The sequence below is a fragment of the Leucobacter ruminantium genome, assembly GCF_017565705.1.
GTDB classification, from domain to species: domain Bacteria; phylum Actinomycetota; class Actinomycetes; order Actinomycetales; family Microbacteriaceae; genus Leucobacter; species Leucobacter ruminantium.
The window spans coordinates 13174-34344 of sequence record NZ_JAGDYL010000029.1 but is presented as its reverse complement, the minus strand read 5'-3'; the positions used below and the strand labels follow the sequence as shown (position 1 = coordinate 34344).

The 21171-nt window shown below is 70.8% G+C and carries 20 protein-coding genes, 4 tRNA genes and 1 pseudogene; 11 read left to right on the top strand and 14 right to left on the bottom strand.

Annotated elements, in window-relative coordinates:
- Window positions 1-118, top strand: a pseudogene (locus J4H91_RS13650) (IS481 family transposase); the annotation flags it as partial.
- Between the two features lie 10 nt (window positions 119-128).
- Here J4H91_RS13650 and J4H91_RS13645 read toward each other — a convergent pair.
- On the bottom strand, window positions 129-269 hold the full coding sequence (locus J4H91_RS13645; protein WP_208046805.1) for a hypothetical protein: 141 nt from the start codon (window positions 267-269) through the stop codon (window positions 129-131).
- 57 nt (window positions 270-326) lie between these two features.
- Window positions 327-1286 carry a LysR family transcriptional regulator gene (locus J4H91_RS13640; RefSeq protein ID WP_208046804.1) on the bottom strand — a complete coding sequence of 320 codons (960 nt, stop codon included), beginning with the start codon at window positions 1284-1286 and terminating at the stop codon, window positions 327-329.
- A gap of 71 nt (window positions 1287-1357) precedes the next feature.
- On the opposite strand from J4H91_RS13640, the gene J4H91_RS13635 reads away from it, so the two are divergent.
- Complete coding sequence (locus J4H91_RS13635) at window positions 1358-2317, top strand: EamA family transporter (RefSeq protein ID WP_208046803.1); 960 nt, start codon at window positions 1358-1360, stop codon at window positions 2315-2317.
- Here J4H91_RS13635 and J4H91_RS13630 read toward each other — a convergent pair.
- Window positions 2294-2366: transfer RNA gene (locus J4H91_RS13630), tRNA-Val, on the bottom strand. The genes J4H91_RS13635 and J4H91_RS13630 overlap by 24 nt on opposite strands.
- 131 nt (window positions 2367-2497) lie before the next feature.
- Window positions 2498-3502 carry a hypothetical protein gene (locus J4H91_RS13625; protein ID WP_208046802.1) on the bottom strand — a complete coding sequence of 335 codons (1005 nt, stop codon included), beginning with the start codon at window positions 3500-3502 and terminating at the stop codon, window positions 2498-2500.
- Window positions 3503-3702: 200 nt separating this feature from the next.
- Here J4H91_RS13625 and J4H91_RS13620 point away from each other — a divergent pair.
- The 5 genes from J4H91_RS13620 (at window position 3703) to J4H91_RS13600 (ending at window position 5474) form a co-directional block, all read left to right on the top strand.
- A tRNA-Gly gene (locus J4H91_RS13620) sits at window positions 3703-3778 on the top strand.
- Window positions 3779-3820: 42 nt separating this feature from the next.
- Window positions 3821-3891, top strand: a tRNA-Cys gene (locus J4H91_RS13615).
- Between the two features lie 27 nt (window positions 3892-3918).
- Window positions 3919-3990: transfer RNA gene (locus J4H91_RS13610), tRNA-Val, on the top strand.
- A 113-nt stretch (window positions 3991-4103) separates the two neighbouring features.
- Window positions 4104-4646 carry a hypothetical protein gene (locus J4H91_RS13605; RefSeq protein ID WP_208046801.1) on the top strand — a complete coding sequence of 181 codons (543 nt, stop codon included), beginning with the start codon at window positions 4104-4106 and terminating at the stop codon, window positions 4644-4646.
- Between the two features lie 96 nt (window positions 4647-4742).
- The gene (locus J4H91_RS13600; RefSeq protein WP_208046800.1) at window positions 4743-5474 is read left to right on the top strand and encodes a DUF1345 domain-containing protein; all 732 of its coding nucleotides are present in this window, start codon (window positions 4743-4745) and stop codon (window positions 5472-5474) included.
- A gap of 58 nt (window positions 5475-5532) precedes the next feature.
- On the opposite strand, the gene J4H91_RS13595 is transcribed toward J4H91_RS13600, so the two are convergent.
- The 7 genes from J4H91_RS13595 to J4H91_RS13565 all read right to left on the bottom strand — a co-directional run bounded on the left by J4H91_RS13595 (window position 5533) and on the right by J4H91_RS13565 (window position 11637).
- Window positions 5533-7005, bottom strand: coding sequence for an MFS transporter (locus J4H91_RS13595; protein WP_208046799.1), 1473 nt, complete (start codon window positions 7003-7005; stop codon window positions 5533-5535).
- An 81-nt stretch (window positions 7006-7086) separates the two neighbouring features.
- Complete coding sequence (locus J4H91_RS13590; protein WP_341783556.1) at window positions 7087-8166, bottom strand: hypothetical protein; 1080 nt, start codon at window positions 8164-8166, stop codon at window positions 7087-7089.
- A 16-nt stretch (window positions 8167-8182) separates the two neighbouring features.
- Entirely contained in the window at window positions 8183-8368 is a 186-nt protein-coding gene (locus tag J4H91_RS13585; RefSeq protein WP_208046798.1) for a CsbD family protein, read from the bottom strand.
- 161 nt (window positions 8369-8529) lie between these two features.
- Window positions 8530-8745: an Rv0909 family putative TA system antitoxin gene (locus J4H91_RS13580; RefSeq protein ID WP_208046797.1), complete on the bottom strand. Its 216-nt coding sequence runs from the start codon at window positions 8743-8745 to the stop codon at window positions 8530-8532.
- A gap of 99 nt (window positions 8746-8844) precedes the next feature.
- Window positions 8845-9363, bottom strand: a complete 519-nt coding sequence (locus J4H91_RS13575) for a type II toxin-antitoxin system PemK/MazF family toxin (protein WP_341783555.1) — start codon at window positions 9361-9363, stop codon at window positions 8845-8847.
- Window positions 9364-9365: 2 nt separating this feature from the next.
- The gene (gene zapE / locus J4H91_RS13570; RefSeq protein ID WP_208046796.1) at window positions 9366-10439 is read right to left on the bottom strand and encodes a cell division protein ZapE; all 1074 of its coding nucleotides are present in this window, start codon (window positions 10437-10439) and stop codon (window positions 9366-9368) included.
- A gap of 10 nt (window positions 10440-10449) precedes the next feature.
- Complete coding sequence (locus J4H91_RS13565; protein ID WP_208046795.1) at window positions 10450-11637, bottom strand: alpha/beta hydrolase; 1188 nt, start codon at window positions 11635-11637, stop codon at window positions 10450-10452.
- Between the two features lie 74 nt (window positions 11638-11711).
- On the opposite strand from J4H91_RS13565, the gene J4H91_RS13560 reads away from it, so the two are divergent.
- The 4 genes from J4H91_RS13560 to J4H91_RS13545 all read left to right on the top strand — a co-directional run bounded on the left by J4H91_RS13560 (window position 11712) and on the right by J4H91_RS13545 (window position 17040).
- A complete protein-coding gene (locus J4H91_RS13560) occupies window positions 11712-12320 on the top strand; it encodes a DUF3000 family protein (protein ID WP_208046794.1) in 609 nt (202 codons plus the stop codon).
- 112 nt (window positions 12321-12432) lie between these two features.
- Window positions 12433-13581: an HRDC domain-containing protein gene (locus J4H91_RS13555; RefSeq protein ID WP_208046808.1), complete on the top strand. Its 1149-nt coding sequence runs from the start codon at window positions 12433-12435 to the stop codon at window positions 13579-13581.
- Window positions 13582-13697: 116 nt separating this feature from the next.
- A complete protein-coding gene (locus tag J4H91_RS13550) occupies window positions 13698-14900 on the top strand; it encodes a thiolase family protein (protein ID WP_243752990.1) in 1203 nt (400 codons plus the stop codon).
- Window positions 14901-14904: 4 nt separating this feature from the next.
- Window positions 14905-17040 carry a 3-hydroxyacyl-CoA dehydrogenase NAD-binding domain-containing protein gene (locus tag J4H91_RS13545; RefSeq protein WP_208046792.1) on the top strand — a complete coding sequence of 712 codons (2136 nt, stop codon included), beginning with the start codon at window positions 14905-14907 and terminating at the stop codon, window positions 17038-17040.
- 57 nt (window positions 17041-17097) lie between these two features.
- Here the strand turns inward: J4H91_RS13545 and J4H91_RS13540 are convergent, their stop codons facing one another.
- The 3 genes from J4H91_RS13540 to J4H91_RS13530 are packed head-to-tail and all read right to left on the bottom strand — an operon-like array spanning window position 17098 to window position 21153.
- Window positions 17098-18270, bottom strand: coding sequence for an acyl-CoA dehydrogenase family protein (locus J4H91_RS13540; RefSeq protein WP_208046791.1), 1173 nt, complete (start codon window positions 18268-18270; stop codon window positions 17098-17100).
- On the bottom strand, window positions 18257-19600 hold the full coding sequence (locus J4H91_RS13535; RefSeq protein ID WP_208046790.1) for a beta-ketoacyl synthase N-terminal-like domain-containing protein: 1344 nt from the start codon (window positions 19598-19600) through the stop codon (window positions 18257-18259). The genes J4H91_RS13540 and J4H91_RS13535 overlap by 14 nt, the downstream gene beginning before the upstream one ends.
- Window positions 19597-21153, bottom strand: a complete 1557-nt coding sequence (locus J4H91_RS13530) for a class I adenylate-forming enzyme family protein (protein ID WP_208046789.1) — start codon at window positions 21151-21153, stop codon at window positions 19597-19599. The genes J4H91_RS13535 and J4H91_RS13530 overlap by 4 nt, the downstream gene beginning before the upstream one ends.
- Window positions 21154-21171 lie beyond the last annotated feature (18 nt).

Here is a 21171-nt window from a genome sequence, read left to right as displayed (position 1 = left end):
CACGAACACGGAACGCACGAGGGCGCTTGCACCCTGGCTCGAGTTCTACAACACTGGACGCTGCCACTCAGCCCTGAGAGGCTTCCCACCGATCAGCCGACTGGAACCAACGTCCTGACCGGGTACAGCTAGACGAGCCGTTCCGGGCGGTAGGCGGGCAGCGGGATGGTGTCTTCCAGAAGGTCCGCTTCTCGAATCTGCTGGGTGGAATCGACGGGGTTCGGCACCGCCCACGGGCTGCGGGTCGTGGTGTTCTCTTCAGGTGTCACTGCGGGGCTCCTTCGCTCGTTCAGTGCGATCAGTATCGGCCCCGCAAGGGAAACGCGTCAGGGCCTGGCGCCGAGGGCCCGGCCTCGCGTAGGCTCTTCTGGCGCCGGAGGGCCGCCCTCGCCCCGGCTCGCCGCACGCGCGACCTCGCCGATCGCCTCCAGGACCGATCCGACCGCCCTGCGCTGCGCCTTATCCGGTCGTATCAGGGCGGACACGTAGCGCCGAGCGGGCACATCCGCGAGAGGCACCAGCCTCAGTTCGTCGTCGCCGGGCGTCGTGAACCGAGGCAGAACCGCGAGGTGCTCGCTCGACGCCACGAGCGCCTCGATCACGCGATTGTCGCGGAGCCGCTGTGCGATGGTCAGGGGCCTCCCCGCTCGGGCCTCGATCGAAGAGAGGACGGCATCGAACGGATACCCCACGGGCACGCCGATCCAGGTCGCATCCGCGACGTCCTCCGCCCTTAGATCGCGATGGTTCGCGAGCGGATGCGCGGCCGACATGGCGATGTCCAACGGTTCGACCATCAACTCGCGGACCACCAGTCCGGAGGCCCCGCTCGGCACGGGGCCGTCGAGGCTGTGCGCGATGACGACGTCGAAGTCCGCGGCGAGTTCGGCGAACTCGTGCTCGGCCGGGTCGAGGTCGGCGACGCGAAGCTCGATCCCTGCGCGCGCGGCGGATTCCATGACCCTCGGATAGAACAGCGCCGCCGCACTGGGGAACGCGACGACGGAGACGGAACCGCCCGGCTCGTTCCGGTATGCGTCCCACCTGGCCCGCACCGCAGCCAGCACCGTCTCCACCTCGACGCCGCCCGCTGCGAGGACGCGCCCGGCCTCCGTGAGTCGAACGCCGCGCCCGTCGGGCTCGACCAGTTGCATTCCCGCGTCCCGTTGGGCGGTGCGGAGCTGCTGCGAGACGGCGGAGGCCGTGCGATGCGTCGCCTCCGCGACGGCCGTGATGCTGCCGCGATCGGCGAGCTCTCGAAGGAGTTGGAGATGTCGCACTTCCATATAGACAACCTACATCCATTGCTCAAATAGTTTCAGTTGTCCTAATACGATCCGCTCGCGACGATGGAGGCATGCCACCGCGCCACATCGCCCTCGCCGTCCTCGTCGCCGCGCTCTGGGGAGTCAACTTCGTAGCCATCGATGTCTCGCTCGACACCTACCCTCCCCTGCTCCTGATCGCGCTCCGCTTCGGCCTGCTCGCGATCCCGACGGCCATGTTCGTGCCCCGGCCGCAGGTCGAGTGGCGGTGGATCATCGGCTACGGCACCGGATTCGGGATCCTCCAGTTCGGGTTCCTGTACTGGGGCATGGCAGCGGGCATGCCGTCGGGTCTCGCCTCACTGGTGCTGCAGGCCTCCGCCCCGTTCACGGTGCTGCTGGGATCCGTGCTCTTCAGGGAGCGCGTCACTCCGATCCGGGTGATCGGCATCGCGGTCGCGATCGCGGGCCTGTCGATCGTGGGCTGGCAGCGCGCCGAGCAATCGGCGATCCTGCCGTTCCTCCTGACCCTCGCCGGCGCGCTCGGGTGGGCGATCGGGAACATCTGCAACCGTCAGGCGCAAACGACCGAGCCGTTCCGCCTCATGCTCTGGATGACCGTGGTCCCGCCGGTGCCCATACTGCTGCTGAGCCTGTTGCTCGAGGGCCCCGAGCGAATAGCGGCCGCGATACGTGCGGCCGTCACCCCGGCGGGTCTCCTGCCGAACCTGGGGCTCCTGTTCACGGTCGCCGTGGCGACGGTCGTCGCCTCCGGGATCTGGACCTGGCTCATGTCCCGGCACCCAGCGGCCCTCGTCGCGCCGTTCTCGCTTCTGGTACCGGTGTTCGGCATGCCCGCGGCGTGGCTCGCATTCGGCGAGGGAGTCCGGCCGGGCGAGCTCCTGGGCGCCGCACTCGTGGTGACGGGCGTCGCCCTCGGGACGACGATCCCCCGGAGGCGGCCTCGCCCCCGTCCTCGCCCGGGGCAAACGAGAGAACCCCCGGCCGGGCCGGGGGTTCTCTCACAGTGGGCGATACCAGACTCGAACTGATGACCTCTTCCGTGTGAAGGAAGCGCGCTACCAACTGCGCCAATCGCCCGTGGGCACGTCACCGTACCAACCTGAACGATCATACACGCTGAGCGTGCGATGCATGCGCACTCCCGGAGGTTCCGCGTGTTCCCGCCGCTCCCCCGGCTTCGCGGTCGGGCGTGTCGCCCACAGCGGGGCTCACCCGACGGGCGCGAGAGAGCTGTTCAGCTGCTGATCGAGCTCGCTGCTGACCTGGCCGAGCTCGCGCAGCTGATCCCTCTTCGCGTTGTAACGGTCGATGTCGGCCTGCAGCCCCTCGAGCGTCGCCTGGAGACCGTCCCTGCGTGCCGCGAGTTCCGCCTGGATGCGATTGAACTCATCGGCTTTCCCCGAGAACTCGTAGCGATCGTTGCGCGCCCGGAAGTCGGCGGCGTCGAGGTTGAACTGCTCGACGAGCGCATCGTATTCCGCGTTTCGCCGCTCGACGTCGGCGCGCAGCGCGGTCATCTCCGCCTCGAGCGATTCGGCCTGCTGCTGCAGATCGCTGAACACGGCATGGAAGGCGTCGAAGCGATCGAGCAGCGTCTCCCGATCCGCGAACCAGCGGGCGTAGTGCTGCTCGAGCGACTGGGGCAGATCCCTCACCTCGGTTCCGAGCACCGAGTGGAGCTCGTTGGCGAACGCCGAGGGAGACAGATGCTCGTAGACATCCATCCGCTCCTTCAGCGAGGGATCCTGCGCGCTCAACTCGTCGTACGCGTCTCGCAGTTCGCGCGAGAGGCGGGTCCGTTCACCCTCGCCCAGCCTCGCGAACACCGCGTGCAGCAGCTCATGCGCGGCGGTCACCTCCACGATGTCGCTCACGCGCTCGTCGGTCACGTCGAAGAGCCTGATGCGCTCCTTCGTGTAGCAGCCGAGCACGTGCCCCTCCTCCGAGTGGTCGACTTCGGCGCACTGGGTGTTGAAGTGCTGGCTGCCGTCCACCGTCGGGCGAGACGCGAGGAAGATCCGCTCGCCGCCGGGGGTGAGATCGAGCTCATCGAGGATCTCGGCGACGCGCGGCGAGGGATCGAAGCCGCGCGCCTGGAAGTAGTCGCTGATCTCCTGACGGTGCATCAGGCCGAGAGCGAGGGCCGCGAGCAGGGCCAGGGTGAGCAGGCCCGCCAGCACCCGGCCGAAGGCCTTCCTCACGCGCGTCCCCATGAGACCACAGTATCCGTGCGCTGTCTCGCTCCGCGACGAAACATCAGACTTGCGCGCAAAATTGAGTACAAATCGCAGATCAGAACAAACTATGCGGGTGCGGCGCGCCCGGGCTTCCGGCCGCGATTTGCACTCACCAGGGCACCCCTCTATAGTTATTCAGGTCGCCACGGCAGCGGAAAACGCGGTCAGGGTGATATGCGGATGTAGCGCAGTTGGTAGCGCATCACCTTGCCAAGGTGAGGGTCGCGAGTTCGAGTCTCGTCATCCGCTCCAGTGGCCGAGCCAGTCTCGGCCGCTTGTGGTGTCAACCACTCCGGTGGCGTGGCCGAGAGGCGAGGCAGCGGCCTGCAAAGCCGTATACACGGGTTCGAATCCCGTCGCCACCTCGCCTCACAATTGAATAGCCTGAACAGGCGCGATTGGCGCAGCGGTAGCGCGCTTCCCTGACACGGAAGAGGTCACTGGTTCGATCCCAGTATCGCGCACAGAGAGAAAATCCCCGGTCACGCCGGGGATTTTTGTTTTGTCGGGCGAGTGCCCGCCTCACATTCATCATCGGCGATTCCGTCCGCCCTCCCATGGCCCTTAGAATCCTCGCATGGACTTCTCCGAACGGATGCGGGGCCTCGAGAACGCCCGCAATTCGGACGACGATGAACTCGACCAGGCTCGGGTGCGTCTGCGGCAGCAGGCCGCCGAGTTCATCACGTTCGTCGCAGACGCGGTGGAGTGGGCGCGAGATCGCGGCGCCGAGCCTCGAGGCATTACCGCCACTCCGGAAAGCCGGGGCTACGTAGCCGATTGGGACGCCCGCGAGGTCGTGGTGGGAGGCGATGGGTCCCTCTCGTTCACCTTCTTCGGCGGGACGCTCTACGTCGCAAGACCGACAAAGCTCGAGCGGAATCCGCTGTTTAGGCGCAGCATCTCGGAGTACGGCTACCGGCTAATGGGCGAGCTGACGCCGGATCATCAGATATTCACCTCGGCGAAGGGGGCGCACGGCCCGCAGGGCTTCCGGATCACCGACTCGTACAGGTCGGCGGTCACCAACGCCTGTATCGACGAGCACGAGCCCTCCGTCATCGAGATCGAGACATACATGGAGCGGATGACCCGCAGGCTCTCCCGCGAACTCCTGTAGACGCCCGGCGAGACCCCGAGCTTCGCGCGCCCGACCCGACTGCTGCCTGTGGCGGTGGTGGTCGCCCCGCTCACCACCGGTAGTAGGATCGCAGAGATGATCCGTCGCCGCTCCCCCAGGACGATTCCTCTGCGCTACGACGATGGCTTCCGCGGGGCCATCGCCATGGTGGCGTCGTTCCTGGTGCTGCTGATCGTCGCCCTCGCGGTCGCGCTCACCGACCTCGGCGCCCTGCGGGATCTCCCCTGGTTCATGACCGGCGCCTGTCTCGGGCTCGCGGGTTTCTCGTTCATCTTCGTGATCTGGACGCACCGCGTGTTCACGGGGGCCTCCCCTGAGGAGGCGAAGCGCATCGCAGGAAAGCAGTATCTGCAGGGCCCGAGCCGCATCTCGCGCCTGCTCGGCTTCGGCGACGAGGGCAACTGGGCTCTGACCGCGGCGGCGACGGCACTCGTGGTCGCGATCGCGGCGGCTGCGATCGGCGCCAGATCCGGAGGGCTCTGGCTGCCCGTCCTGGTGCTCGCCACCGCGGCCTCCTCGTGGGCGACGATGGTCTACGCCTTCGCCCTGCGCTATTTCCGCCTGCATTCTGCCGGCGAGTGCATCGAGTTCGACCTCGACCCGGAGACGGAGGGCGAGCCCAGGTTCATCGACTTCGTCTCGATGTCGGTGATGGTCTCGTCGGTCGGGGCGCTCTCCGCCGGGCACCCGCGCACCCGCGCCGGACTCGCCGCGGTGCGCACCCACACCTTCATCGCGTTCGCCTTCAACGCGCTGGTGGTCGCGATGACGGTGTCGCTCGTGACCGCGCTCATCACCTCCGTCTGAGGGGCGGCCGAGCAGCGCCCAGCGGCGCGGCGGGGCGGCATAGCGACGTCGGGGCGCGTTATTCCGTGGAAGAACCTGCCCCACGACGAGGAGCGCGCCCCACCGTCGACCTCAGCAGCACGGCGGCCACGAGCGCGGTGCAGCCGCAGATGACCCAGACGGCGATGTAGCCCGACAGCGGTGCGGCATGCGCCGCCGGGTCCGCCGTACCGGCCGAAGCCGCCCCCGCGGGGCCGGCCCATGCCCCGGTGCCGTGGATGAGCACGAGGCCGAAGACCGCGGAGGCCGCGGCACCGCCCAGCATCTTGGACGAGTTCGAGAGCCCCGCCGTGATGCCGCTGCCCCGCTCGGGAGAGCGCTCGACGGCGAGGGCCGGCAGCGCGGCCAGCAGCGCCCCCGACCCCGCACCCGCGATCATCATGCTCGTGATGACCTGTCCGTAGCCGCTGTGGAACGGCACCAGCAGCAGGTATCCCAGCGCGACGAGACACGCCGCCGTCGGCAGCAGCACGGAGGGCGAGAAGCGCGTCGCCCTTCTCGAGTAGGCGAAGGCGCCGATCATCATCGACGCGAGATACAGCGCGATGATGATGGAGGCGGAGGATCCGGTCGCCCCGAGCCCGTAGCCCGAGAGCGCGGGGTCGGAACGAACGAAGGTGGTGAGCGGCACCTGCGCTCCGAGTACGCTCACGCCGAACAGCGCCGTGCAGAGGAATACGGGCCCGAGCGCCCGCCTGCCGAACAGCCGCACGTCGACGAAGGGGTTCTCGCGCCGCGACTCCCAGAGCAGGAACGGAACGATCGCCGCAGCACCCGCCGCGATGCACACCCAGGGCCGGGGATCGGCCGCCCCGTTCACACGCAACAGCGACAGGCCCCCGAGAACCGGCAGCAGCACGAACACCAGGAGTCCGAAGCCCGGAAGATCGACCGGCCCGCCGCTCGCGGACGCCGCCCTCCCCACCCCGAAGTGGATGACCGCGCAGCTCGCCAGCACGAGCAGGCCGGGTACGAGCAGCACGATGCGGATCGGCATCATGTCGGCGAGTGCACCGCCGAGCAGCGCGCCGAGCAGCGCCCCGGCCTGGAGCGAGACGATGAGCACTCCGGCCGCGCGCGCCGTGATGCGCGACGAGTCGGCCCTGCCGCGCACGCGCACCCAGATCAGGGCGATCGCGAGCGGCAGCCAGACGACATAGACCCCCTGCAGCGCCCACGCGAGCAGGAAGACCGGGAACGTCTCGGCGAGCGGCAGGGCGAGCGTCGCCGCCGCGGTGATCGCCGCCGAGACGAGCAGCATGCGGCGGTGGCCGAACAGGTCGCCGAGCCTGGCGAGCAGCGGCACGACGAGGGCGGAGAGCATGAGCTGAGCCCCTTCGAGCCAGTTCAGGTCGGCGTCGGCGATGCCCAGGTAGCGGGCGATGTCGGTGGCCATCGGCGCGTAGTATCCTTGGAGCCACCCGCTCGTGAACTCGACGAAGGCGAACGCCGCGACCGTCCCCGAGAGCGCGCCGAACGGGAGCCGTGCCATCGATCCCCTGATCCCTCATCTGTAGGGATCCTAGCGGGGTCGGCGCGGACTCTTCAGCGCCCGCGCTCCTCCGCCGCTCCGTCAGCGCCCGCGCTCCTCCGCCGACCCCTCGCCGTCCGCCGCATTGATGCGTTGCCGCTCGCGTCGGCCGTGCGTGAGCCTGCGGATATCCGCGTCGCGGTCGAAGCTCGAGCCGAGGGCGCCGGCGACCGTGCCCAACGCCGCGCTCAGCACGGCGATGTCGACGTAGTTCGAGAACTCGGCGGGGAATCCGAGCACCTCGCTCATGAAGTCGGGGTCGATCACGATGAGGGCGCTCAGCAGGATGATCACCGTGAGCGAGACGTAGAGCGCCACCACGCACAGCACGAGCGTGAGCACGGTCGAGAGATTGTAGAGCAGGATCACCTCTGCGAGGCTCGCGTGGGCGGGTCGGTCCCAGAGCCGGTTCCCGATCAGCAGCCACGCCACGATCACGCAGATCGCAAGCGTGCTGATGACCGCCAGCCGGAACGGGCTCAGCGCGGCAGACATCTGCCAGATCGAGTTGTAGAACACGCCGAACGCGCCTGCCGCCGCAGCTGCGGCGAGCGCGCTCGACAGCTTGGGGACCATCCGCCAGGGATCGTTCGTGAGCACCATGCCGAGCACGGTGCGCGCTCCCCCCGCCACGCGCCGCGCTCGGAGCAGCCGGTTAGAGTTCTCGGGCGCATCGGCCCAGCGCGCCCAGCGCAACGATCCCTCGCCCGTCCTCGGGCCGCACCGCTGCCCCCGCATCTGCAGCGCGCACGCGGTCAGCACGCGGAGGAGGCGGCGGGCCGTGGCGCCCGCTCCGAGAGTGGGGAGAGAGACGATCCCCACTCCGTCGGAGACCAGCACCTCCGCGACGAGCGGCCTGCCGTGCCCGTGCCGAGGGATCTCGGTCACCATGAGGATGATCTGAACGTCCTCGTACTCGACCGAGAGGCGCTTGACGTCCGAGACGTCGAGCGTGTCGTCGGGGTCGATCCTGATGAGCTCCGTGCGGAGATGGACGCGCACGGGAGCGCCGAGGACATCGGCGAGAGTCGCCTCGAGTCGATCGCGGATTCCTCGGCACCGGCGCATCGGGAGCCCCGGGTCGGCGACGACGAGCACGCCGACGCTCCCGCGGCTCGCCACCGCCGCTTCCCCGGGGCTACCGGTCGAAGACGTCCTTCGCGGCGTCCTTCGCATTCTCTGCGGCGTTCTTGAGGTCGCCCTTCACCTGATCAGCCTTGCCCTCGGCCACCTTCTCGTCATCGCCGGTGACCTTGCCGAGGGCTTCCTTGGCCTTGCCCTTCGCCTTGTCCATTCCGGCCGACAGCTTGTCCGATGCACTCATGTGGAGCCTCCTTCGTGTTGTCGCCCACCACTCTTCCAGTGCGCGGCGACCACTTCCAGGGGCTTGCCCCGAGCGCCCGCTCTGTGCAAGACTTCCGGGCTCCGTGCAAGACCGCCGGGCCGCTCCGGCTCCCCCGCTCGCGGAAGAGCCGGAGGGGGCGGCTACTCGTTGCCGATCTTGCCGTCGAGGCCGTCGCGGGCCTCCGCGATCTTGTCCGAGTGCTTGCCGCCGGTGACCTTGTCGGCGAAACCCGCGACGCCGTCGAGGATCTTATCGCTGATCTGCTCGGCCTGCTCGCTCTTCAGCGCCTCATCGACCTTGTCGGCGTTCTCCTTCGCGAACTCCGACGCCTTCTTGCCGAGATCTTCGAGTCCCATGGTGTCTCTCCTTCTGAGCCGGAAAGGGCCGGTCTCACCGCAATTATGGCGGCTTTCGGCGCAACCCGGAAGAGGAGGAGGGAGGGCGAGGGATCCCGCTCAGCCCGGGATGCGGTGCTCGGCCACGACGGCCGCGACGGCGCGCTCGAAGCGATCGCGCGGGAGCACGTGGCCCTCGCGCCGCATTCCGGCGTCGGTGACCCGTAGCAGGCGCTCGGGCGACAGGAAGCTCTCGCGGCCCTGGCCGTCCCACCCGCCACTGCCGACGGAGACGAAGCCGGGGTGCGGCTTCGTGCTGAGGTAGCAGCCGACCACCGTGACGGCGTCGAGCCTGCCGATGATGAGCACGGGGCGGTCCTTGCCGCGGCCGTCGTTCTCGGCGTAGGGCACCCAGGTCCACACGACCTCGCCCGGGTCGGGGGCGCCGTCCGGCTGCGGGGCGTAGGAGATGCGGATGCGTGCGAGATCGGCCCGCGGCAGGTCGGTGGTCGCATCCGAGCCCGATCGTCCGGGGCTCTCGACCGCGGTATCGGTTCGCGCGCCCCGCTTGTCACTCGTCCCCCCGAGCAGCGCCCGCCTGAGCGCGCGCCCCAGCCCGTACCAGATGCTCTCCGCCACGGCTACTCGACGATCTCGCTGGAGGTCAGCGCGTTGAGACGCGACATGCAGCGCAGGTACTTCTTGCGATAGCCGCCGTCGAGCATGCCCCCGCCGAAGACCGAGGTGAGCGGAACGCCCGTCGACCGGATCGGGATCTGCGCGTCGTAGACCCGGTCGATGAACGCGACGAAGCGCAGGGCGGCGGACTGGTCGGTGAGCTCGTGCACCTCGCGCAGGCCGATGCAGCCGACCCCGGAGAGCAGGCCGATGTAGCTCGAGGGGTGCACGGTTGCGAGGTGCGCGATGAGCTGCGAGAAGTCGTCGTCGGTCATGCGCGCCCCCGAGGCCGCGACATCGGCGAGCGCGAATCGGTAGGCGTCGTCCGAGAGCACGACCGCCTCGCCCGTGATGTCGCGCTGCCGATAGTCGACGCCGTCGATGCGCACCGTCTCGAAGCGGTCGGCCATCGCCTGGATCTCGCGCATGAAGTCGGCGGCGGCGAATCGCCCCTCGCCGAGCGCGTTCGGCGGGGTGTTCGATGTCGCGACGAACCGGGATCCCGTGGCCGTGAGGTCGCCGATCAGTCGCGTCATGAGCATGGTGTCGCCCGGATCGTCGAGCTCGAACTCGTCGATGCAGATGAGCTTGGCGCCCTGCAGCACATTCACCGCGCCCGTGTAGCCGAGGGCCCCGACGAGGGCGGTGAACTGGATGAAGGTGCCGAAGTACTTGCGCCCCGGCGTCGCGTGCCAGGTCGCGGCCAGCAGGTGGGTCTTGCCGACGCCGAAGCCGCCGTCGAGGTAGACGCCCGGCTTCGTCGTGCCGACCGACGGTTCGTCGGCCATCTGCTTCTTCCGGCCGAAGCCGAAGAAGCCGCCGCGCGACGCCTGCTGCTGCGGCTGCCCGAACGACCGCAGCAGATCGCGCGCCGCGGCCTGCGACGGGTACTCGGGATCGGGCCGGTACGAGTCGAACGACGCGTGGTCGAACTGCGGCGGCGGGACGAGCGAGGCGACGAGCTCGGCACCCGAGATGTCGGGGCGGCGGTCGACGAGACGCGAAGAGCTGTGCTGGGCTGAGGAGTCTGCGGGCATCGGAGACATTCTAGCCGCGCCAGGCGGGCCGCGGCAGCGCTCGCGCGAAGGCCTCGGTGACGCGCTCCCAGCGCTCGGGGTCGACGTTCCAGAGCTTCACGTGCTCGCCCGCGTCGCGCAGGCGCAGCTGCACCAGATCGGGCCGCAGCTCCGCGAGCCGCTCGGCGGGCCCGCTCGGCACGAAGGTATCGGCCGTGCTCGCGTGGATGAGCACCGGCACCATCAGTTCGTGGGCGAAGGCCTCGGGCGTCAGGGATTCGAACGGGATCCCTCCCGGCTCCCCCGCGCGCACCAGCCCGCGGTCGAGCAGGCGGATGCCGATGTCGGCGACGGGCATCGGCATCCGCCTGCCGCCGGCCTGGTGCCGCAGCAGCGACCGCCAGTCGACGGCGGGCGAGTCGAGGATCACCCCGTCGATCGACTTCGCGTGCGCGCCGCGCGCGGCCGACACGAGGCAGGCCGTGCCGCCCATCGACCAGCCGACGAGCGTGACCCGCTCGGCGCCCCGGCGCAGCGCCTCGGCGACGGCCGCGTCGACGTCGCGGCTCTCGGAGAGGCCGACGCCGTAGCGCCCGTGCTGGCCGGCGGGCGCCCCCGGGTCGTTGCGGTAGCTGATGATGAGGCTCGTGATGCCCGCCCTCGCGAGCGGAGCCGCGCCCCGGATCGCCTCCTCCGGCAGTGCGCCGCGCCCGTGCACGTGCACCGCCCAGCGGCGTTTCTTCGCACGCGCGGGCCGCACCAGCCACGCACGCGCATCGCCGAGCTCCGTCGGGTAGACGATCGTCTCGCAGTCGAGTCCGAGTTCCGCGGGGTCCGTGTACCACCATCCCGTGATGCGCCCCCTGGCCCCGGGGCGCAGCTCGCCCCGGTCGACGGCGACGACCGGACGCACGACGGCGCCGGCCCTCGCCTCGATCACGTCGCCGAGGCGAGCGTGGCCCGCTCCCTCGTCGAACAGGAAGGAGTAGCGTCCCGGCAGCTCCGCATCCTCCCCGCGCAGGCGCACCGCGACGGCTCCGTCGCGGTGTTCGACGCGCTCGACCACCACGCCCTCTGCCGGGCGGCGGGCCGGGGTCACCGCCAGCCGGGCGAGCGCGGTGCCGACCGCGATCGCTCCCCCGGCGACCGCCGCCGCGGTCGCCGCCGTCACCGCACCCAGCGCGAGCGCTCCCGCGATCCGCCTGCCCCGTTCAGCCACCAGCGCCTCCCAGATCGGTGTTCCCCGGCGTGCCTCCCGGGCATGTCATACAGCAAACTCTAGTGTTCCCTGGTGTGAGGGACACCACAGATGGGGCGCCCGCGGAGTTCATCGCCGCGGCGGAGCAGATCCGCGGCGCGCGGCTGAGAAGCGAGCTGACCGCCAGGGAGATCCCGGCACCCGAACGTATCTCGCCGCACTCGATCGCGCTCGCCGCCGGCATCACCAGGCACGGCGATAGCGACGACGACGCGATCGACTCCCCCTACGGGGCCGGCCGCTTCGTGCTGATGCACGACCCCGCCTCGGCGGAGGAGTGGGGCGGCCCCTTCCGCATCGTGTGCTTCGCGCAGGCCCCCCTCGAGATGGAGATCGGCGTCGACCCCTTCATCACCGAGGTCACCCGATCCTGGCTCGTCGACGCGCTCGACGCCAGGGCGGCCGACTACGACGCGCTCTCCGGAACCGTGACCAAGACGCTCTCCAGCGGCTTCGGCGGCCTGGCATCGCGCGGCGACGCCGCGCAGATCGAGCTGCGCGCCTCCTGGACCCCGCACGGCGACGACTTCGCGTCGCACGCCGAGGCCTGGTCGGAGCTGCTCTGCCTGCTCGCCGGCCTGCCGACCGAGGGGCTCGACTCGCTCGCGGCCCGCCGCGCCAGGCACCCGCTGACGGGGGTGTGAGGCTGTGTCGGAGAGAACCGCTGCGCCGGAGCAGACTGCTGCGCCGGAGCGAACCGATGTGCGCGAGCAGACCGATCTGCGCGAGCAATCCGAGCTGAGCACCAGCTGGACCATGATCACCGACGATGCCGGCGTGCGCCGCGCGGCCGAGCTGCTGGCCGCGGGCGAGGGACCGGTCGGCATCGACGCCGAGCGCGCCTCCGGCTTCCGCTACGGCTCGGAGGCCTATCTCGTGCAGGCCTATCGCCGCGGTGGCGAGGCGCTGCTCTTCGACCCCGTCGGCATCACCGATTTCTCACCGCTCGCCGACGCGCTCGCCGGCGAGGAGTGGATCCTGCACGCGGCGAGCCAGGACCTGCCGTGCCTCGACGAGATCGGCCTGCGCCCTGAGCGGATCTTCGACACCGAGCTCGCGGCGCGTCTGCTCGGGTTCGAGCGCGTGGGTCTCGGCGCGATCGTAGAGGCCCTCCTCGGCATTCGCCTCGAGAAGGCGCACTCCGCCGCCGACTGGTCGCAGCGCCCGCTGCCCGAGCCCTGGCTCGAGTATGCGGCGCTCGACGTCGCGCTGCTCCCCGATCTGCGCGACGCCGTGCACGCCGAGCTCGAGGCGCAGCAGAAGCTCGAGATCGCCGAGCAGGAGTTCGCCGCAGTGAGGGATCGCCTCCCGAAGCCGCCGATCGCGGAGCCGTGGCGCAAGCTCGCGGGCAACAGGATCCGCTCGCCCAGGCAGCTCGCGATGCTCAGAGAGCTCTGGACCGCCCGCGACGAGCTCGCACGGGAGCGCGACGTGGCGCCGGGCAGGCTGATCCCCGACGCCTCCGTCATCGCCGCGGTCGCCGCGAACCCCCGCTCCGCCGGCGAACTGGCCCGGCTGCAGACCTTCAAGGGGCGCGCGAGCCGCAGCGAGCTGAACCGCTGGTGGAAGGCGATCCTGCGCGGCAAGACCACCGAGGACCTGCCCGGCCCGCAGCGGCGCGACCCCGATGCGATCCCTCACCACCGAGGCTGGGCGCAGCGCCACCCCGAGGCGGCCGAGCGGCTCGCCGCGGCCCGCGCCGTCGTCGAAGCGGAGGCCGAACGCCGGCGCATGCCCGTCGAGAACCTGCTCACCCCGGACCACCTGCGCCGCCTGGCCTGGCAGCCCCCGCAGCCGCCCACGACCGATGCGATCGCACTCCGTCTCAGGGAGTCCGGTGCACGCGAGTGGCAGATTGCACTTACGGCACCAATACTCGCACCAGTTTTTGTAGATCACTCATAAGCATCTCGGACCGAGTCGCCGGAATTCCGCGGAATCCTCATCGGGGTAGCCAGCGCTGAGACTCAGTTTCTAGAATTGAGTGGATGCACGTTCGCAGAGCTGATGGAGGCGCAGTGATGGCAATGAGAGAGGTCGTGTTCGTCGACGGGGTGCGCACCCCGTTCGGGCGCGCGGGAGACAAGGGGATGTACGCGGGCACCCGCGCCGACGACCTGGCGGTGAAGGCGCTGCAGGGCCTGCTCGAGCGCAACCCGGCGCTGCCGCACGATCGCGTCGACGACGTCGGCATCGCGGCCACCACGCAGCAGGGAGATCAGGGGCTCACTCTCGGCCGCACGGTCGCGATCCTCGCGGGCCTGCCGGTGACCGTGCCCGGCTTCGCCCTCGACCGCATGTGCGCCGGAGCCATGACGACCGCGTCGTTCATGGGCGCTGCCATCGGCGCGGGCCAGTATGATCTCGCGATCGCGGGCGGCGTCGAGCACATGGGGCGCCACCCCATCGGCCTCGACGCCGATCCCAATCCCCGCTTCGTGGCGGAGAAGCTCGTGAGCCCCGACGCGCTCAACATGGGCATCACGGCCGAGCGCCTGCACGACCGCTTCCCGCAGCTCACGAAGGAGCGCGCCGACCGCTTCGGCATGCTCAGCCAGCACAAGGTGCAGGCCGCCTACGACCGCGGCGACATCCAGCCCGACCTGGTGCCCGTCGCCACACGCTCTGCGCAGGGCTGGGGCCTCGCGACCGAGGACGAGGGCCGCCGGCCGCAGACCACGATGGAGGCGTTGGCGGAGCTCAAAACGCCATTCCGCCCGCACGGCCGAGTCACCGCGGGCAACGCCTCGCCGCTCACCGACGGGGCGACCATGTCGCTGCTCGCGGGCGCCGACACAGCGGCCGAGCTCGGACTGAGCGCCAAGATGAAGCTCGTGTCGTTCGCCTTCGCGGGCGTGGCACCCGAGGTCATGGGCCTCGGCCCCGTGCCCTCAACCGAGAAGGCGTTGCAGCGGGCGGGCCTCGACATCTCCGATATCGGCCTCTTCGAGCTCAACGAGGCCTTCGCCGTGCAGGTGCTCTCGTTCACCGACCACTTCGGCATCGACGACGAGGATCCCAGGGTCAACCCCTGGGGCGGCGCCATCGCCTTCGGGCACCCGCTCGCGGCGTCGGGCGTGCGCCTCATGATCCAGCTCGCCCGCCAGTTCGAGCAGCGGCCGGACGTGCGTTACGGCGTCACGGCCATGTGCGTCGGCCTCGGACAGGGCGGCACCATGATCTGGGAGAACCCCCACTTCGACGGCAAGAAGCGCAGGAAGTAGAGCCATGACCGACTACAGCACCATCGACTTCTCCCCCCTGATCGAGGCGTCGGCCGACGAGGTCGTCACCGAGTCGTTCGTCCGCGATGTCGCCCTGCCGTCCGGAGGATCCCTCGCCCTCATCACCCTCGACAACGGGCGGGACCACACGCGGCCCAACACGCTCGGCCCGCGCACCCTGCAAGCGCTGAGCGACGTGCTCGACGCGCAGCGGGCGCGCGCCGCAGCGGGAGAGATCCGCGCCGTCGGCATCACGGGCAAGCCCTTCATCTTCGCCGCGGGCGCCGACCTCTCCAAGGTCTCCACCCTCGCGAGCGAGGAGAACGCCCGGCTCATGGCCCAGTACGGCCACTACGTGCTCGGCAAGCTGGGCAAGCTCGGCGTGCCCTCGTTCGCCTTCGTCAACGGCCTCGCCCTCGGCGGAGCGATGGAGATCGCGCTGAACAGCGACTACCGCACGCTCGACGCCTCGGCCGCGGCGCTCGCCTTCCCCGAGGTGTTCCTCGGCATCATCCCGGGCTGGGGCGGCGCCACGATCGTGCCGAATCTCATCGGCATCGAGAAGGCGCTCGAGATCATCGTCTCGAACCCGCTCAAGAACAACCGCATGCTGAAGCCGAAGCAGGCCTACGAGCTCGGCCTCTTCGACGCGATGTTCGGCTCCGCGAGCTTCCTGGAGCAGTCGGTGGCCTGGGCGGACGGCGTGCTCACCGGAGCCGTCAAGGTCGAGCGCCCCCACGTGCCGGGCAAGCTCGAGCGCCTCACCAAGTGGCCGGTCGCCATCAAGATCGCCCGCGATCAGCTGCGCGAGCGCATCGGCTCCGCGGCGAAGGCCCCTTACGTCGCCCTCGACCTGCTGTCGGCGGCGAAGGACGGCGACATCGAGCGCGGCTTCGAACGCGAGGACGAGGCGCTCGCCCAGCTCATCCCGGGCGACCAGTTCGCGGCGTCGATCTACGCCTTCGATCTCGTGCAGAAGCGCGCCAAGCGCCCGGCCGGCGCTCCCGACAGGGACCTCGCGAAGCCCGTCCGCAAGGTCGGCGTGATCGGAGCCGGGCTCATGGCCGGCCAGTTCGCCCTGCTCTTCGCGCGCAAGCTGCGCGTTCCCGTGATCATCACCGACCTCGACCAGGCCCGGGTCGACAAGGGCCTCGCCTACATCAACGGCGAGATCGACAAGATGCAGGAGAAGGGCCGGCTCTCGGCCGACGACGCGAACCAGGTGCGGGCGCTCGTCAGCGGCACGACCGACAAGGCGCTCTACGCCGACTGCGACTGGGTGATCGAGGCCGTGTTCGAGGAGACGGCTGTGAAGCAGCAGGTCTTCGCCGAGATCGAGCCGATCATCGCGGAGGACGCGGTCATCGCGACCAACACCTCCTCGCTCTCGGTCGAGGAGATCGGCGCGAAGCTCGCCCACCCGGAGCGGCTCGTGGGCTTCCACTTCTTCAACCCGGTGGCGATCATGCCCCTGATCGAGGTCGTGAAGACTCCCGCGACCGATGACGCGTCGCTCGCGACCGCGATGCAGGTCGCGAAGAAGCTCGGCAAGAGCGCCGTCATCACGGCCGACCGCCCGGGTTTCGTGGTCAACCGCCTGCTCGCGAAGTTCATGGGCGAGGCCGCCCGCGCACTCGACGAGGGTACCCCGCTGCCCGTGGTCGAGCGCGCCTTCGCGCCGATCGGCCTGCCGATGGGCCCGTTCGAGCTGATCGACCTGGTCGGTTGGAAGGTCGCGGCCCACGTGCAGGACACGATGGTGCGCCACTTCCCCGACCGCTTCTACGCGTCCGAGAACCTGCACCGCCTCGCGGAGGTCGATGGCCCCCTCGCGAAGAACAAGGCGGGCAAGGTCGAGGACCTGTCGAAGGCCGGGCGGAAGGCCGTCACCGTCGGCAAGACCGCGGTGACCGAGGAGGAGATCCTGCGCCGCGCCGAGGACACGATGGCCGAGGAGATCCGCATCATGCTCGATGAGGGCGTGGTCGCGGCGGCCGAGGACATCGACCTCTGCATGATCCTGGGGGCCGGCTGGCCCTTCCAGGCGGGCGGCATCACCCCCTACCTCGATCGCTCCGGTGCGAGCGAGCGGGCCGTGGGCGCGAAGTTCCACGACCCCGCGATCGCCGGGGCGCGCTAGTCCGGCGCCGGGCCGGCCGCCGCCCGGCCCGGCTTTCGCCCGCGGCCGCGCTACTCGTCAGTCGTCGAGCAGCGCGGCCGCGAACATCGGGCGCGCGGCGTCGGCGCTCGGCGGGTGGAACAGCGAGGCGGCCGCATCGCGGTGCAGGCGGCCGGCCTCGTGCTCGACGTTGAATCCGGCACCTCCCGCGCAGACGAGCGCGACCTCCGCCGAGCCGCGCGCAGCGGCCCCGGCGTTCAGCCTGGCGCTCACGAGGCGCACCGGCCACCCCGCGCCGTGGTCGACGAGCTCGTCGAAGTCGCGGGTGTGGGCCTCGAGCTGGGCCGGCACCGCGAGATAGTCGAGGTGGGCGTCGGCGAGCCTCGCGCGGAACTCCGGCACCTCCGAGAGCGGCGCACCCGCCTTCGCCGAGCGCCGCCTGCGAAGACCCTCGGCCGCGACCTCGAGGGCGCGGGCGGCGAGACCGGCGTAGACCGAGGCGACGAGGAGCTGGAAGTTGCTCGTGATCGCGAAGGTGAGCAGGTCTGGCGTGCGGCCGGGCGCGATTCGCCTGGCCACCCGCTCGGGCCGCATCCACGCCTCGCGCAGAATCGTCGCCCGGCTGTGCGAAGCGCGCATGCCCAGCACATCCCAGTCGTCGGAGACGACGACGCCGTCTGCGTCGCGGTCGAGGAAGCCGTAGACGAGCCGCGGCTCCTCCGGGTCCGATTCGTCGAGCCCGTGCACGATGAGGCGCGTCCAGACGGGCGACAGCGAGGTGAAGATCTTGACGCCCGACAGCAGGTAGCCGCCGTCGGGCTGCGGAACCGCCTCGGTGTTCGATCCCTGCAGCACCCAGTCGTTGGCCGGTTCGCTGATGCCGAAGGCGAAGATCTCGCCCGCCATCGCGTCGTCGAACACGTGGGCGAGGGATCGGTCGCCGCGGGCGAGCATGGCGCTCGCCACGCCGACGCACATGAGGTGCATGTTGATCGCGAGGGCGGTTGCGGGCGCCGCCCCGGCGAGCCGCTGCTGCAGCCGGGAGACCTCGTTGAGCGTGAGGCCCGGCCCGCCGAACTCCTGCGGCACGAACACCGTGAGATAGCCCTGTGCGCGCAGTTCGGCGAGGTCTTCCTCGAAGAACCGATTCTCGCGGTCGTAGTCGGCCGCGCGCCCGCGAATGCGCTCGATCAGCTCATCGGGCAGGTAGCGCGCCGCCAGCTCGGCGTGCCTGGTCTCACGGTCGGTCATCGTCGCTCCTTCGTCGTGGAGGTGTCGTCGTCGGAGTGTCCTCGGAGGCCCTGCGCAGCAGCAGGGCGCCGTTGTGCCCGCCGAAGCCGAAGGAGGTCGACAGCACGGCGTCGACGGGCCGCTCGCGCGCCGCGCCGGTCACGAAGTCCCAGCCGTCGAACTCGGGATCCTCGAGGTTCAGCGTGGGCGGCAGCAGCCCCGTGCGCAGCGTCATGATCGAGACGATCGCCTCGAGAGCGCCCGCGGCTCCGAGCAGGTGCCCTGTGCTCGACTTCGTCGCGGTGATCGGGATCCGGCGGGCGCGTTCGCCGAGGGCGGCCTCGAGCGCCAGCAGCTCGGCGGCGTCGCCCGCGGGGGTTCCGGTGCCGTGCGCGTTGACGTGGTCGACGTCTGCCGGCGTCGTGCCCGCGTCCTCGAGGCAGTCGCGCACGGCACGTGCGGCCCCGCGCCCCTCGGGGTGGGGCGCCGTGGCGTGATGCGCATCGCTCGAGGCGCCGAAGCCGGCGAGCTCGGCGAGCGCGGTCGCGCCGCGATCCCTCGCGCTCTCCTCAGACTCGACGACGAGGGCCGCGGCGCCCTGCGACATCACGAAGCCCGAGCGGCGGCGGTCGAATGGGCGGCAGGCCGCGGTCGGGTCGCTCTCGTAGCCGGCCGCGAGGGATCGCAGGTTCGCGTTCGAGGCGAGGTTCACCGCGTTCAGGCAATCCTCCATGCCGACGACGATCACCGCGTCGGCGTAGCCGTGGCGCACGCGTCGCAGTGCCTCCCCCAGGCCCACGGCCCCGCTCGCGCAGGTGGCCGAGACGCCCTGAGCCGGACCGGTGACGCCGTAGCGCTGACTGAGCAGCGCAGCTGCGGCGTCGGGCGCGCCGTAGACGGCGAGGCCGATGGGCACAGCACGGGGCCCCCGGGCGTCGAGCGCGCGGGTGGACCGCTGCTGCGCGTCGACCGGACCAGAACCGCTCGCCGCGATGACGGCGGTGCGGTGAGGGTCCCAGGGAAGCCTCGCTGCAGCGGTCGCCCCCGCGCCCGGTGTCTCCCCGCCGGGCGGCGCCGCCCCGGCCTGGGCGAGCGCCTCGTCCGCTGCGGCGATGGCCCAGTGCTGCACCGGGCTCAGCCTCCTGGCGAGGCCCGTCGGCAGCACCGAGGAGACGTCGAAGCCCCGCACGCGCCCCCCGATGTGCACGGCGAGCGGGTCGAACTCGTCACCTTCGAGCACCCCGATCGCGCTGCGCCCGTCGCGCACCGCCGCCCACGCGGCGTCGGCGCTCAGGCCGCTCGGCGTGATAGCACCGACGCCCGTGATCACCGCTCGACGCGACGCGCTCACAGCCGCACCGCCGAACCGGCCTCGACGGCCTCGGTCGTCGCCGGCCGCCGGATCTTGCCTCCGACGGTGCGCGGCAGGCGCTCGATCAGATACCAGCGCCGGGGTACGAACTGGGGCGCGAGTCGTTCGCGCGCGCGCCGCTGCAGCTCGGCCTTGCTCGGCGGGGCTGCGGATCCCTCGCCCTCTTCGCCGGCCGCCTCGAGCACGAGCGCGACGACGGAGCCGAGCCTCCGGTGCGGCAGCGCGACGGCGCACACCGCTCCGAGGCCGGGCATGCCGTCGAAGGCGCGCTCCACCTCGGGGAGCGCGACCTTGTGCCCTCCGGTCACCGCGATGTCGCCCGAGCGTCCGAGCAGCTGCAGCCGCCCGTCCACCATGCGCGCCTGGTCTCCCACCGTCGCCCAGCCATCGGCCCCTCGCAGCACGGCGTCGGTCGTGCCCGCGACGTAGCCGTCCGAGCACGCAGCGGCGCTGATCCAGAGCGTTCCGGGCTCGCCGTCCGCGACCTCCTCTCCCTCTGCGTCGCGCACGCTCGCCCCGATGCCCGGGTACACATCGATGAGGGTGCCGTCGCCGCCCCTGCTGTCGCCGATGAAGCCGATCTCGGCCGCGCCGTAGTAGCTGACGAGCCGCGTGCCCGGCAGCACCTCGGCGAGCCCGAGGCGCAGCGACTCGGGCAGGTTGGCGCCCCCGGTGACCACGAGATCGAGGGTCTCGAACCGCGAGGGATCGCGGCGCGCCGCGTCCGTGAGCGTCTGCACGACGGCCGGCACCGCGACGACGCGCGTGATGCGCTCCTCCGCCACCCTCGCGGCCATCGCGACGGGGTCGAAGACGTCGGCGAGGTGGGCCTCTCCCCCGGTGGCGAGGCACTCGATGAGCGCGTAGAGGGTGAGACTGTACGAGAGCGGCCCCGGCGCGAGCGTCGCCACGCCGGGCAGCGGTTCGAGGTGCGCACTCGAGACCGCGACATTGTCGCGGTACTGCCGCCGTGTCTTGAGGAAGGCCTTGGGATCGCTCGTGGTGCCCGAGGAGAAGAGCAGCAGGAACGCCTCATCGCCGTCGCGCACCGTGGGAGCCTGTGCCGGTTGGGCTGCGGCCTCCAGACGGCGGAACTCGTCGAGCCCCGCGATGGTCCCGCCCCAGTCGCGCTCCGCGAGAGCGCCCGCCAGCTCGGCATCGTCGCTGATGACCACGCCGATGCCCGTGGCGATGATCACTCCGACCCGGTGCGCGAGCGGCCAGCGGGGGTCGATCGTCGCGGAGACCGCGCGGTAGCCGGCGAGGCCCGCGACGATGCGCGCGGTGTGGAAGGCGGAATCGACGCTCACCGCCGTGATCGGGATGCCGCCGGTCTCGGCCGCCGGCGCAGGCGGATCGGGCTGCCGCGCGTGCAGTGCGTCGACCGCGGCGAACATGCGGCGCGAATCCTCGACCAGGCCCGCGTAGTCGAGGCGCGGGGCCGGTCCCGAGCCGTCCGCGGCCCCGCCGACGATCGCGGGGCGACCGGGGTCGCTCTCCGCGACTCGCAGCACGGTCGAGGTGATCGGCATCCGTCCCCCTGAAAGCTG

Bases quoted from the DNA above. Each gene is read 5' to 3' on its own strand.
- J4H91_RS13625 (WP_208046802.1), bottom strand. From the start codon at position 3,502: ATGGGGACGCGCGTGAGGAAGGCCTTCGGCCGGGTGCTGGCGGGCCTG.
- J4H91_RS13640 (WP_208046804.1), bottom strand. From the start codon at position 1,286: ATGGAAGTGCGACATCTCCAACTCCTTCGAGAGCTCGCCGATCGCGGC.
- J4H91_RS13540 (WP_208046791.1), bottom strand. From the start codon at position 18,270: ATGACCGACCGTGAGACCAGGCACGCCGAGCTGGCGGCGCGCTACCTG.
- J4H91_RS13530 (WP_208046789.1), bottom strand. From the start codon at position 21,153: ATGCCGATCACCTCGACCGTGCTGCGAGTCGCGGAGAGCGACCCCGGT.
- zapE (WP_208046796.1), bottom strand. From the start codon at position 10,439: ATGCCCGCAGACTCCTCAGCCCAGCACAGCTCTTCGCGTCTCGTCGAC.
- J4H91_RS13580 (WP_208046797.1), bottom strand. From the start codon at position 8,745: ATGGGACTCGAAGATCTCGGCAAGAAGGCGTCGGAGTTCGCGAAGGAG.
- J4H91_RS13605 (WP_208046801.1), top strand. From the start codon at position 4,104: ATGGACTTCTCCGAACGGATGCGGGGCCTCGAGAACGCCCGCAATTCG.
- J4H91_RS13550 (WP_243752990.1), top strand. From the start codon at position 13,698: ATGGCAATGAGAGAGGTCGTGTTCGTCGACGGGGTGCGCACCCCGTTC.
- J4H91_RS13585 (WP_208046798.1), bottom strand. From the start codon at position 8,368: ATGAGTGCATCGGACAAGCTGTCGGCCGGAATGGACAAGGCGAAGGGC.
- J4H91_RS13600 (WP_208046800.1), top strand. From the start codon at position 4,743: ATGATCCGTCGCCGCTCCCCCAGGACGATTCCTCTGCGCTACGACGAT.
- J4H91_RS13635 (WP_208046803.1), top strand. From the start codon at position 1,358: ATGCCACCGCGCCACATCGCCCTCGCCGTCCTCGTCGCCGCGCTCTGG.
- J4H91_RS13545 (WP_208046792.1), top strand. From the start codon at position 14,905: ATGACCGACTACAGCACCATCGACTTCTCCCCCCTGATCGAGGCGTCG.
- J4H91_RS13555 (WP_208046808.1), top strand. From the start codon at position 12,433: ATGATCACCGACGATGCCGGCGTGCGCCGCGCGGCCGAGCTGCTGGCC.
- J4H91_RS13595 (WP_208046799.1), bottom strand. From the start codon at position 7,005: ATGGCACGGCTCCCGTTCGGCGCGCTCTCGGGGACGGTCGCGGCGTTC.